Here is an 11,725-nt window from a genome sequence, read left to right on the forward strand (position 1 = left end):
CATAGACGTGGCGTTTCGACGGCCCGTAAGCCATGATGGGGTTCACCCTGGTATTCTCGGACGGCCCGTCGTTCCGGTTCTCTATGCCGCCGCCAACCAAGAGGCGGCGGTGAGTGAATCGTTGCTCCACGATGTTCCCCAGTCCGGCGGGAGACTTCGGCGGGCCGACTACGAGAACAAGGTGATGGCCCGACTGGCCGCCGGCCGCGATCTACGTCTTGCCTCTTTTATGGGAGCTGGACTCCGGGCCTTGCGGGTGAGAGCCAGGGGTCTTACAGCTACGGGCGCGGACAGGTACGGCGAGACGGTCGCCTGGGCGGAAGTAGCCCACATGGCGGGTTTTGACGGGCTGGTCTGGGTGAGCAGACACTGCAACACTGACCGGGCATACGTACTGTTCGGCGACCGTGTTGCAGAAGAAGATGTAGCAGTCGACCCCTCGTTCGCCCGGATCGTTGCGCTCTCTTCCGATGTCGATTGGCTGAGCGACTTCTGCACGCCTCTCCATATCGGAATCCGACGCTGAAAAACGGAAGCCGGCGCCTGAATGTCGGAACGACGAGCGCAGCGCAGGAACCGACAGGAGGCGTCCCAAGCGGGACGCCTCCAACGTATGTGTGGGCTTTTAGCCTTCGCAGTCCTTGCAGTACATCATGCCGTTTTTCTCGCGGGCGATCTGTGAGCGGTGCCGGACCAGGAAGCAGGACATGCAGGTGAATTCGTCCTTCTGGGCCGGGACAACCCGGACCAGCAGTTCCTCGCCGGACAGGTCCGCCCCCGGAAGCTCAAAGTCTTCGGCTTCCTTCGCTTCGTCGACGTCGACGGCGGAAGACTGCTTGTCGCTGCGGTGGGCCTTCAGCTCCTCCAGCGACTGGCTTGAAGTCTCTTCCTCTGTCTGACGCGGGGCGTCGTAATCTGTTGCCATTTAGCTGGACTCTCCAATTTCTCTTCGTTGGGTACTTATATGAACAAACGCGCGGCGCGGTTTATTCGATCCTTCGTCCGGCAATTTTTGTCCCCTTGTGGCCTCTGTGGTGGGACGGTGAAAACTGCCGTGGTGCCTATGGGGTGGGCCGGGTTGCGGGCATTGTGGCGCGGCGGGGAACGGCCAGCGTCCGCGGCTGTTGGGGCAAGTCTGTCCTCTTCGTGCTCTCCGGCACCCTCCGGGCCCGGGGCCGCGGAAACGCCGTTTTCGTATGTGCATTGTCATTCCCCGTGCAGGTGCCTTGTGCAGGGCAACAGCAATGACAGAAAGTCGATGGGAAATCGTGGTCTGGAGTCCGGAAAAGGCCCCCGCAAACAGTGGCGAAACCATAAAAAGCTCCCGGCGAAGATTTTCAGGGCCACTGCTCGACCGCCAATAGAGTACATAAGGTACTGCATTCACGCAAACGCGTGCAGCAGTTGGTTCCCGGAGGCTCCTAAGCGGCCACCTTCGGCGGCAACTGTGGCGCCCGCGTGGCCATGCGCACGGTGTGGAATTGGTCAAGGTTGTCCCCGGAAATCGGCAGTCTGACTCCCGTATGCTGCGTTGCAGAATTGTGACACCTCAGACGAAAACGCACACTTTGCACGATCGGCATAACACGTGACGCAGGTATCATCTATCAGTGCGGTGCAGGACTATGACGACGACGGCGGCTGCGAATCCGCCGGAGGTGTGCGATGAGGACTATAAGAAGGAAAATCCGGACGCCGTGGACGACTCTGTGGAGCCTGACGCGGACGAATGCGACGAGACGCCGGAGACCGGGGAAGTTCAGGCTGAGCAGGACGAAGACCCGGCATCTGAGGACGGACCTTACGCCGAAGAGACTGAAAGGCAGGCCAATGATGAAGAGTACGGAGAGACCGAAGCCGAAGCGCAGGAGGTAATTGAAAGGATGGCGGGCCGGTTGAGGTCTGCGCCTGCCGGCAGAGGCTTGATTCAGGAACCACCGCGCCGGCCGAGTAGCGCTTTGAGCCAGTCCCGCGAGCGCCCGCCGGCACCGAAGCCCCGGTAAACGACCCAGCTCACCCCACCGGTGATCACCATCAGCGCCAGTACGCCGACGAAAGCCGTACTGGTGGCAATCGAGACCACCAGGGCGGCAATTCCCGCAATGACGAGGAGCAATCCGAGCAGGATGTGGCGCCCGGACGAGCGCTTCAGCCCTTCCTCCGACAAGGAGACAGCCAGCTGGGGGTCATCCGCTTCCAGTTGCTGTTCCAACTCGGCAAGCTGACGCTTTTCGTGGTCAGAAAGAGACTCAGACATCACTGGCTCCATCCGCTAAGAGACTGCCGGGCGGCTGTTTGACCGCCTGCTTTAAGTATATGGAGCAGGGGCGTTTTAGGGAAACGTTCGGCCGTTCCGGATGCCGTCCCGATCCGCATTGTGCTGCCTCGCTCCGTTGCTGACAGTTACCTTCTCATCCCTTAACACTAAGGGTGCTGTTGAATTACCTCAATGGCCGATCCTGGGGTTCTTGCTCGCGCCGCATCACGGTCACTGGCTGGACCGCGGTCACAGGATCGGGGAACGTTCCATTGCCAGCCCGGGCGGCTATGTGCGGGGCCCTGCCCGGTGGTCCTGGTTGAGGCGACGTTTACAATCGTGCCGTCCTGGTGCCTCGGGGAGGGCATGCGAAACGTGCGGCCATGAACCTTAGGCTCGGGCATCCTCCCAGCCGCGTCCCTGGCGGTATGTGGCCAGCAGCGTTCCTGCCCCCCCGTTCGGTGGAATTCGGTTCGTCCTGGTACAGGGCGGCCTGGGTGGACTTGCTGTGGCCGATGATCTCTTCGGCGGCAAGCTGTGCCTCGGCGAGATTGGCGCCAAAGACGCCGCTGCGGGCCGAAAGCTGTTCGACGTCGACCACCTCTGCGTCGGTCTCGCTCAAGGGGATGGTGTATCCGGGTTCTTTGTCATTGACCGGGATTTCGTAGTGGTCGTCATCCTCGGGCTGGCCAATGATGTATTCGACGTAGTAAGCCATGTTCCATCCTTTCGGTTCGGCGGCAGCGACAGTTAAGGCGTTACCCGCTGGTTGAGCAGGAACTGATCCAGCTCGAGCAGGAATCGGTTTTCGCCCATGAGCGTCAGCATGACGTGGTTGACCGTCTGGCCGTGTTCGTTGGTGGACTTCACGTACGAGCGGGTCTTGGCCGCGTGCTTGGTCCAGGGTGTGCTCTTGCCGAATCCGCCGATCACCATGTCCAGTTCCTTATGTTTGAGATCGAGGACAAGTTCATGTTCGACCCCGCGGTTCCACTCGATTTCGGCGTTGTGACGGGCGGCGAATTCGCGCACCAGGTCCGGTTCGATGCCTTGGGGTTCGCCATTGGCAGGCAGCTTTACCCACTTGCCGTTATCGGCAACGCCGACCTGCAGGGTGCCGCCCGTTATTTCCTCCAGGGTGCCCAGCGGGTCCGTGGGGATGGAAAGGCCGGAGCAGCCGGTCAGCGCGAGCAGCAGCGCCGCCCACAGGGCGGATAACGACGTCGTCCGTCGGCCCATGCCGGTGGTCACCTCCGCGATTGAATTTCCGTAGGCGGTGATTCTCCTCGAACTCTAACACTATTAGTCAGTAGACTGTCTTTATAGATGCAGGATGCCGGACCGAGGAGGAGCCGTGAAGAATTCCCGCTGTACCAGCACGCTGAAGAGGGCCGCAGTTGCCGCAGGAATCGTCACCGCCGGCCTGGGTTTGACCGCTTGTGGCGAGGAGGAAGCGGACACCGCCGGTTCGGAGCAGAAGGTCAGTATCGACGAGCTCCTGCAGACTCCGCAACAGTATGTCGACCAGACTGTCGTGGTCTCGGCCGATGTCAACGATGACATCAGCCCGCAGGCGTTTTCCATCGCCGGCACGGATGAAAGCCAAATCCCGCCGCTGCTGGTGATTCACCTGGAGGATAAGAACGATCCGGCCGAAGAAGGAACCAGTTTTGACCCCCAGGACGGGGTGGAGGTCGAAGTAACTGGAACGGTGGAGGGCTCCCTCGACGTGAAAGAGCTGGAGCAGCAGAGCGGCAAGGACCTGAATGAGACAGCGCTGGAGAACTGGGCCGGCCAGCCATACCTCAAGGCCACGGACGTGGAGGTCATCGGCGACAACTGACCAGCGGTAGTGGTGATTGGGTTGTACCTCGGCCGGTACGGGACAATGGACGCATGCGTCTGATTCTGGTCCGGCACGGACAAACCAGTTCCAATGTTGGCGGCTTCCTCGATACCGAAAGGCCCGGTGCGGACTTGACCGGGCTCGGGCGGGAACAGGCGGCGAAGCTCATCGACGTGCTGGGGCGCGAGCCGATCGAGGCAATTTATGCGTCGACCTTGGTGCGCACCCAGCAGACCGCAGCGCCGCTGGCCGAGCTGTTCGGGCTGCAGACCCAGGTTCGTGACGGCCTCCGCGAAATCAGTGCCGGTGAGCTGGAAATGCTTTCGGACGAGGCGTCCATCCGGACTTATCTGGAGACCATTTTCGCTTGGGGCGCCGGCAAACTTGAAGTGAGGATGCCCGGTGGCGAGACTGGCACCGAGGTCTTCGACCGCTATGACGAAGTCATTGCCGAGGCCGCGGGCTCAGGGGCGGGCACCGCCGTCGTCGTCAGCCATGGCGCGGTGATCCGCAGCTGGGCCGCCGGCCGGGTCGATAACATCACCACCGATTATGCGGGATGGCGGCCGTTGAACAATACCGGCGCCGTGATTCTGGAAGGCGACCCGGGGACCGGTTGGCACGCACTCGATTGGGAAGGTGAGGCACTCGGCGGGCCGGGCGTGGACACCCCGGCCACCGACGGCCCGGCAGGGGAGCCGGTCGACGTCGACCAGTGAGGATGGCCGTCGCGGCGCGCAACCACCCGGTGCAACCTGCTGGGCGTGCAACCTACCGGGCGCCGCAACTCGTGCGGCACCACTGCTGGTTGCGGTAGCGCCGCTTCCTACTCCAGGCCTTGGCGGCGGCGCTTCAGGCGCCGCGTGATATCGAAGATGGACAGTGCGGCCGCCACCACCGACAGCGCCACGGCGGCGAGCATGATATACAGCCAGACCAGCACCGAGATCATACTGGCGCCCGGCGAATGAAGCACCGCTAGCCCGCCCAGAAGCCCGGCAAGCCAAAAAACACATACACCCACGAGAACTGCGGCGGCCGGCACGAATTCCGCCTTGCCACCGAAGTCTGGCCTGTTGCCCCCGATTCTGTCCTCCATGCAAGAATTATGTGGCTAATGAGACTGCAATAAACCGTTCCGACACGCGTCGTTACACGATCGCTATCATAGTCACGAAACGGGAACGTCAGTTGATGCGGAATCGCCGGCGTTTCGGCGCCATGCGGCGGAGTTTCGCGATCAAGGAAGTGCCCGGCGGCTTATCGTCCTGCCGGCCGATCAACTCGTAGTAGCGGCTCAGCGGTTCCGGACCCGGATGTTTCCGGACCAGCCGGTCGTATTCCTCGCTGCTGAGCACTGCCGGAAGCGCTGAGGGCGGATCGGTCGGCGAAGCGGGGGAATCAGAGGAACTAAAGTCGTTGGTCATCAAACTCTCCACACAGGCGATGATTGGCCGCTGCTCAACACTGCCCATCCTAGTCAGTACGGCGTGTCGCGGCTAATGCAACACGCTGTGATCCTGGCAACGGGGCCACCCGTGGTCGGTTCTGCGAGTAAGTTGCATCAACTGCGCAACTTGGCGTCCCGACATGCTTGCATCGCGCAGTGACGTGGGTCATGCTTGGGGCAGCCCGGGCGTTATCCGGGCCTCGTTCCTGTGCATGAGGAGAACCAGCTGTGGACATACAACTCTTATTGGCGCTGGTGGTGGGAATTGCCACCATTATCGTGCTCGTGTTGCGCACTCGACTGGACGCCTTCGTTTCGCTGCTTATTGCCGCCCTGGTGACCGGGCTCATCGCGGGCCAGCCGGTATTGGAGATCGTCAGTTCCATCACCACTGGTTTTGGCAACACGCTTGCCTCCATCGGCATTGTGATCGGGCTGGGCGTGGGCATCGGCAAGATCCTGGAAGTCTCCGGCGCCGCTAACGCCTTGGCGCTGGCGTTCCTGCGGGCGTTCGGCAAAGGCCGGGAGCCGTGGGCCATGGGCAGTGTTGGGGCGCTGGTGTCCATTCCTGTCTTCTGCGACTCCGGCTACGTCATCATGAACCCGCTGGCGCGCTCCATCGCCCGGGTGAAGCGCGGAGGTTACGTCACGCTCGCGCTCGCGCTGGGCTGCGGTATGACGCTGACACACCACTTGGTTCCGCCGACGCCGGGACCGTTGGCCGTAGCCGGCATCCTCGGGGCGGACCTGGGGGCACTGATCCTCGTGGGGCTGGCCTTCACCGTGATACTGCTGCCCGTCGTGGTCTTCTATGCGAAGTGGATAGGTCCCAAATTGGAATCTTCGGTCATCGAAGAAGTCCGGGAGCACGTGTATGGTTCCGTAACCGCTCAGGGTCGCGGCGGCCACCGTGGTGCCGCCACCACGTTTGCCGATGACGACGTCGACTCCGACGCAGCTGAGCCCGGCGCGGTTGACTCCGACGCCGGCCATCTGGAACCTGCCGATCCGTCCACTGAGCTTGGCACGCCTCCGGCCGGTGCCAAGCCGCACCGGGTGGGTGCCGTGATGGGGTCGCTGCCGCTGGTGATTCCGCTGCTGCTGATCGTCCTCAACACCGTGACAGCGGCCATCGACCAGGCCAATCAAGGTGTTGTCGGCGCCGAAGAGTATGAGCCGGCCTCCTGGGCGGTTCCCTTCGCGTTCGTCGGAAACCCCGTTATCGCCCTCGTGATCGGCATTCTGCTGGCCGTCTACATGCTGCTGCCGCGCTGGACTCCGCGCACCAAGGTGCAGGGCTGGTTCGCCGAAGCCGCTGCCTCGGCCGGGTTGATCCTGCTGATCACCGGCGCCGGCGGGGCGCTGGGACAGGTGCTGCGCGACTCGGGCGTGGGCGATGCACTGGCCGAGGCAATCGCGGCGACCAACCTTCCCGCGTTCCTGGTTCCGTTCCTGATCGCCACCTTGGTGCGTGTTGCCCAAGGCTCCGGCACCGTCGCGATGATCACCGCAGCGTCGGTGACCGCGCCGCTGGTGACATCGCTCGGCGTCGATCCGCTGATTGCGGCGCTGGCCTGCACCGCCGGTTCCATGGTGTTCAGCTACTTCAATGACTCCTACTTCTGGGTGGTCACTCGGTTCACCGGGCTGGACGGCACGGCAGCGTTGAAGGGCTGGTCCGGGATTACGACGGCGGTCTGGGCCGGCTCCATCCCGTTGCTGTTCATCACCAGCCTGATCGTCGGTTGATCGGTGGAATGTCTTCGGGCAGCCTGGGCCGCCGGGGCATCCGGCTGAACCATGGCGGCAGATTCACGCAGGCGGACACGTCAACGGCATGACAAGCTGCTGGCCCTGGTTCGGTCGGGCCGGAACGGAGTGCACGAGCTATCCGCCGGGCTGGGGGTCTCGCCGTCGACCGTGCGCCGGGATCTCGCCCGGCTGAACGAAGCGGGCGAGATCACCCGCACCTACGGCGGCGCCGCGGCCTTGGGGTTCGTCGAACGGGAGCTCAGCGAGCGGATGCATGTCGAGCCCTCGGCCAAGGTGGCCATCGGACTTGCAGCCGCAGAGCTGGTGCCCGAGCATGGCACGATTTTCATCGACGCCGGCTCCACCTGCGCCGAGATGGCCGGCCACCTGGGTGGCCGCAGTGGCCTCACCGTGCTCACCCGCGGGCTGGAAATCGCCGTGCAGCTGGCCTCCGATCCGCAGCTGGAGGTGGTTGTTATTGGCGGGCAGGTGGCGCGGAAGAGCCACGGGACGACCGGACCGCTGAGCGAGCAGTCGCTGAACAGGTACATGGTCGACGTGGCCTTCCTCGGCGTGGACGCCCTCGACCCGCACGACGGCGTGGGGGAGCCGACGTTGGCCGAGGCACAGGTCAAAGAGGCCGTGGCAGGCCGGGCGCGGCGCGTCGTCGTGCTCGCCGATGCGACCAAACTGGACCGTGGTGCGATGCCGGCGTGGGCTCCGCTGCCGTCGGGGTGGTCCCTGATCACCAACGCCGCGGACCCCGAAACACTCGAGCGCTACCGATCCGCCGGGGTTGATGTGACAACCATCGCGGGAGTGGGCGCGGGACAGTGACTTTCCAGCCTCCGGCATTGGCTAGACTTGGACACATGAACAGCGATGGGACCGAGTCGGGCCATTCCCGTACCGGCACCGCGGCGCACCAAGCGCCGCGAACAAGCGGCGCCAATGGGGGCGGTGTTGTGCTCGGCGGTCGATACCGGCTCGGCGAGCGGCTGGGCCAGGGCGGGATGTCGACGGTCTTCCAGGCACAGGACCAGGCGCTGGGCCGCGCTGTGGCCGTCAAGCTCTTCCGTTCGGACGTTGCCGACCAAACGGAACTGGACCGGCAGCGCGGTGAAGTGCGGGTGCTGGCGGGGCTGAACCATCCCAATCTGGTGATGGTCTATGATGCCGTGACGGACACCGATTCCCTGGAAGCGCGCACCTACCTGGTGATGGAATTGATACAGGGGATCGACCTGCACCGCGCCCGGCAACGGGCGGATCTGAGCAACGACGACGACGGCATCGGCCCGGACGAAACCGCCGATATGGGTGCCGGGCTGGCCGACGCCCTGGCCTATATCCACGAACGCGGCATCGTGCACCGCGATGTGAAGCCGGCCAATATTCTCCTCGGCGACGGGACCGGGCCACAGCGGAAGGGCCACGCCAAGCTGACTGATTTCGGCATCGCCCGGTTGGTGGACAGCGCCCGGATGACCGCCACCGGACAGTCCTTGGGAACAGCGACCTATTTCAGTCCGGAGCAGGCCCAGGGGCTGTCCATCACCAGGGCCAGCGACATTTACTCGCTCGGGCTGGTGCTGCTTGAATGCCTCACCGGGAAGGTGGAATTCCCAGGTCCGGCAATTGCGTCGGCCGCCGCGCGGGTGCAGCGTGACCCGCAGATTCCGTCCTGGCTGGGCGAAGGCTGGGCCGAAGTGCTCACGGCAATGACCCGGCGTGATCCGGGTGCCCGCGCGGACGCGTCCGCCATAGCCGCAGCGCTGCGCTCCGGCCCCCGCGCTGGTGCCCTCGGGGCGGCTTACAGCCTCAACCCGGAGACGGAGGCGCTTCCGTCGACGGGGCAGACGGAAACGTCGCGGCGAGGTTCCGAAAGGTCCGCCGCTGCCGCCGCCGGTGGTGCTGCGGCTGATCCCGCGGCAGCCGACTCGGCTGAATCAGGGCCGCCGACGTCGCAAATGCCGGCAGTAGGTGCTGCTGGTTCCGGCAACTCCGCCGGTGAATCAACGGGGCAGCGGGACGGAGCGGACGCTTCAGCAGAAGCAGCGCCCACCGGCCGCGCTGCCGCAGTCGGAGAGCGGACAAGCGCGCAACGAGAGGCTCCTGCGCGGCATGACGGTGGCCGTGGCACCCGGCGGCGGGGGCCGAGCGCCGGGCAATGGGCGATCGTGGTGCTGGTGCTGGCCGTAGTGGTCATCGCCGCAGGCATACTTGTGTATCTGTCGCTCGATTCCGGCGCCACCCCGGCGCCGATCGACTACCCGCCGGTGCCTGGCGAACTCGGCAGGCATCTGGAGAACTTGCAGGAGAGTGTTAACCCTTGATGTTGGACAACGCCCGGACTGCGTTGCGCGGCGCCGCGGCAGGCGCCGTCGGCCTCGCTCTTCTCACCAGCTGCGGCACCTCCGATTATGCGGCCGCCGGCGAACTTCAGCAGAGCGTGCAAACGGTGACCCAGTTGGCCGCCGACGGCGACTACGGCAAGGCCTTGGAGGCCCTGCGCGAATTGCGCGGGGAATTGGAAGCTGCCGACAGCAAGGGAACCGTTCCTGACCAGCGGCGGGAACAGATCGAATCCTCCATCGAGGATGTGGCAGCGGGTCTTCAGGCCAAGATTGACAGCCGGCAGGGCAACGACCAGCCGGGGGATCCGGCCACTTCCGTTCCTGTCGATCCCGTCCCGGAAGACAATGGCACCCCGGCCGACGGAGGGTCCAGCACCGACGAGACCGAAGAACCTTCGCCGGAAGGACCCGATCAGGCCGAGGACAGCCCCGCTGAGTCCCCTTCGGCGCCGGAGCGGCAGCAGGAAGAGCCTGACGAGCAACAGACAGAAACTGACGACGCCGACGTCGGCGGTAGCCCGGGTGCCGGTTCGGGCGATGAGGGCAACGGTTTCGGTGAGTCACCTGGCAATTCCGGTGCTCCTGGCAATCCCGCCCCCGGCAATTCGGGTGACACTGGCAATCCCGCCCCCGGCAATTCCGATGACACCGGCAACTCCGGAGCGCCCGGTGATTCGGACGATGCCGGCAACTCCGGTGGTCCTGGTGATTCGGGTGATCCGGGCAACTCCGGCGGCGGCAGTGCGCCCGGCGGGGGTGAATCCGGTCCCGGCGGTTCCAATCCGGGCCCAACGCCTCCCGGCGGGGGCGACGGCTCCTCCGGCACTGGAGACACCGGCAACCTGGGTAATTCCAGCCAAGGCAGCAGTGCTGATGCTCCGGGCGTTCCCGGCCAGGGGTGAAGCCTGGACGTGGCCACCCGGGCCAGTGGGAAAGCGGGTCAGTAGGACGGCTCCGCGAACCAAAGTTGGGTCTCGCCGTACTTCTTGCTGGAGAACCACTCCAGCCCGTCGGGCCATTCCGGCTCGGCGGTGCGTGAGGATCGCTCCACCACAACCACCGATTCTTCGGCCAAGTGCGGCACCAGCAGTTCGAGGACTGCAGCGAGTTTGCGCTGGGCGAGATCGTACGGCGGATCGATAAAGACCAGGTCCCATCTGCCGGCGCTTTCATGCTGCAGGAAGCTTTCGGCCTTGGCGTGGTGGACCTTGACTGCTGTCTTGTCCAAGGTCTTGTTCGTCAGGTCCGCGTTCTGGCGGCACACCGCTGCAGCGCGGGCGTTCATCTCCACCAAATGGACCACGTGGGCCCCCCGGCTCGCACTTTCGATCCCCAGGGCCCCGGCACCGGCAAAGAGATCCAGCACCCGGGCGTCGTGGATGATGTTGTACGACTCCAGCTTGGAGAAGAGCGCTTCCTTGACCCGGTCCGTCGTCGGACGTGTCCCGTCACCGGGGACCGAATACAACCTTGTTCCGCCCGCGGCCCCAGCGATGATGCGACTCATGAAACCAGCGTAACGCGCCGAGGGACCGCAGTACGCCCCGACGCGTCTCGGCCACGCCGTCGGGGCGGGGGACGGTGATCAGGTGACCGGGTAGTTGTGTGGGCGGGTTTTCGCTTGCCGGTTCATGTCCTTTTGCACCGTGATGGTGGAATGCAGGCCAACCACGAGCGTGATCGCGCCGACGATCCAGGCCGTGACAGCTGCGGCCAGCTCATCGCTGAAGACCATGAGCCACGGGGAGATAAACAGTCCCAGGCCCATAGCGGCCTGCAACCAGTCCATCATGAGCACCACCGGGGTTCCCAGCGCGAAAATCCCCGCGATCGCGATCAGCAATCCACCGATGATCAACGCCATACTGGCGATGGATTCGGCGGGGGTCCAAATCGGGCACAGTGCCGTATAAACACCAACGACTACGCCAACCCAGTTCTGCCATGTCCGCCATGCCGCCTTCACCGAAATCACTGTCCTTCCGATCAGCTGCCCGGTCCAGTACCCGCCGTGCGTGCTTCCTTCCCGGGGCGCCCCGATGGAAATAAGCATGCTGACGTCC

At 64.3% G+C, this 11,725-nt stretch carries 15 protein-coding genes; 7 read left to right on the plus strand and 8 right to left on the minus strand.

Translation table 11 applies throughout. The annotated features are described in order from the left end of the window. Positions 1 to 7: 7 nt before the first annotated feature. Positions 8 to 526: an RES family NAD+ phosphorylase gene (locus tag H535_RS22990; protein WP_245580133.1), complete on the plus strand. Its 519-nt coding sequence runs from the start codon at positions 8 to 10 to the stop codon at positions 524 to 526. 99 nt (positions 527 to 625) lie between these two features. Here the strand turns inward: H535_RS22990 and H535_RS0102105 are convergent, their stop codons facing one another. The 4 genes from H535_RS0102105 to H535_RS0102120 form a co-directional block, all read right to left on the minus strand. After that, positions 626 to 925, minus strand: a complete 300-nt coding sequence (locus tag H535_RS0102105) for a DUF4193 domain-containing protein (protein WP_026818228.1) — start codon at positions 923 to 925, stop codon at positions 626 to 628. 1,002 nt (positions 926 to 1,927) lie between these two features. After that, positions 1,928 to 2,257 carry a DUF3040 domain-containing protein gene (locus tag H535_RS22995; RefSeq protein ID WP_051298349.1) on the minus strand — a complete coding sequence of 110 codons (330 nt, stop codon included), beginning with the start codon at positions 2,255 to 2,257 and terminating at the stop codon, positions 1,928 to 1,930. A gap of 331 nt (positions 2,258 to 2,588) precedes the next feature. Continuing rightward, positions 2,589 to 2,975, minus strand: a complete 387-nt coding sequence (locus H535_RS23000) for a hypothetical protein (RefSeq protein ID WP_051298352.1) — start codon at positions 2,973 to 2,975, stop codon at positions 2,589 to 2,591. Positions 2,976 to 3,007: 32 nt separating this feature from the next. Further along, the gene (locus tag H535_RS0102120) at positions 3,008 to 3,508 is read right to left on the minus strand and encodes a transporter substrate-binding domain-containing protein (RefSeq protein WP_245580116.1); all 501 of its coding nucleotides are present in this window, start codon (positions 3,506 to 3,508) and stop codon (positions 3,008 to 3,010) included. 103 nt (positions 3,509 to 3,611) lie between these two features. Here H535_RS0102120 and H535_RS0102125 point away from each other — a divergent pair, with 103 nt between their 5' ends. Both H535_RS0102125 and H535_RS0102130 read left to right on the plus strand, forming a co-directional pair. Next, entirely contained in the window at positions 3,612 to 4,100 is a 489-nt protein-coding gene (locus H535_RS0102125) for a hypothetical protein (RefSeq protein WP_026818230.1), read from the plus strand. Positions 4,101 to 4,153: 53 nt separating this feature from the next. Then, entirely contained in the window at positions 4,154 to 4,822 is a 669-nt protein-coding gene (locus H535_RS0102130; RefSeq protein WP_026818231.1) for a histidine phosphatase family protein, read from the plus strand. A gap of 107 nt (positions 4,823 to 4,929) precedes the next feature. On the opposite strand, the gene H535_RS23005 is transcribed toward H535_RS0102130, so the two are convergent. Together H535_RS23005 and H535_RS0102140 are read right to left on the minus strand one after the other, a co-directional pair. Further along, positions 4,930 to 5,202, minus strand: a complete 273-nt coding sequence (locus tag H535_RS23005; protein WP_051298354.1) for a hypothetical protein — start codon at positions 5,200 to 5,202, stop codon at positions 4,930 to 4,932. Positions 5,203 to 5,290: 88 nt separating this feature from the next. Further along, positions 5,291 to 5,530 (minus strand): hypothetical protein, encoded by a 240-nt coding sequence (locus H535_RS0102140; RefSeq protein WP_026818232.1) that lies wholly within the window; start codon positions 5,528 to 5,530, stop codon positions 5,291 to 5,293. 251 nt (positions 5,531 to 5,781) lie between these two features. Between H535_RS0102140 and H535_RS0102145 the strand changes: the two genes are divergently transcribed. The 4 genes from H535_RS0102145 to H535_RS27540 are packed head-to-tail and all read left to right on the plus strand — an operon-like array spanning position 5,782 to position 10,564. Next, positions 5,782 to 7,302: a GntP family permease gene (locus H535_RS0102145; protein WP_026818233.1), complete on the plus strand. Its 1,521-nt coding sequence runs from the start codon at positions 5,782 to 5,784 to the stop codon at positions 7,300 to 7,302. Positions 7,303 to 7,353: 51 nt separating this feature from the next. Further along, a complete protein-coding gene (locus tag H535_RS0102150; RefSeq protein WP_026818234.1) occupies positions 7,354 to 8,142 on the plus strand; it encodes a DeoR/GlpR family DNA-binding transcription regulator in 789 nt (262 codons plus the stop codon). Between the two features lie 35 nt (positions 8,143 to 8,177). Further along, entirely contained in the window at positions 8,178 to 9,641 is a 1,464-nt protein-coding gene (locus tag H535_RS0102155; RefSeq protein ID WP_051298356.1) for a serine/threonine-protein kinase, read from the plus strand. Beyond that, positions 9,638 to 10,564 (plus strand): hypothetical protein, encoded by a 927-nt coding sequence (locus tag H535_RS27540; protein WP_155838488.1) that lies wholly within the window; start codon positions 9,638 to 9,640, stop codon positions 10,562 to 10,564. The genes H535_RS0102155 and H535_RS27540 overlap by 4 nt, the downstream gene beginning before the upstream one ends. A 38-nt stretch (positions 10,565 to 10,602) precedes the next feature. Here the strand turns inward: H535_RS27540 and rsmD are convergent, their stop codons facing one another. Both rsmD and H535_RS23015 read right to left on the minus strand, forming a co-directional pair. Beyond that, a complete protein-coding gene (gene rsmD / locus H535_RS0102165; RefSeq protein WP_026818236.1) occupies positions 10,603 to 11,169 on the minus strand; it encodes a 16S rRNA (guanine(966)-N(2))-methyltransferase RsmD in 567 nt (188 codons plus the stop codon). A 78-nt stretch (positions 11,170 to 11,247) separates the two neighbouring features. Then, positions 11,248 to 11,715, minus strand: a complete 468-nt coding sequence (locus H535_RS23015; protein ID WP_051298359.1) for an SPW repeat protein — start codon at positions 11,713 to 11,715, stop codon at positions 11,248 to 11,250. Positions 11,716 to 11,725 lie beyond the last annotated feature (10 nt).

This window comes from Arthrobacter castelli DSM 16402, from assembly GCF_000430705.1.
GTDB lineage: Bacteria > Actinomycetota > Actinomycetes > Actinomycetales > Micrococcaceae > Arthrobacter_C > Arthrobacter_C castelli.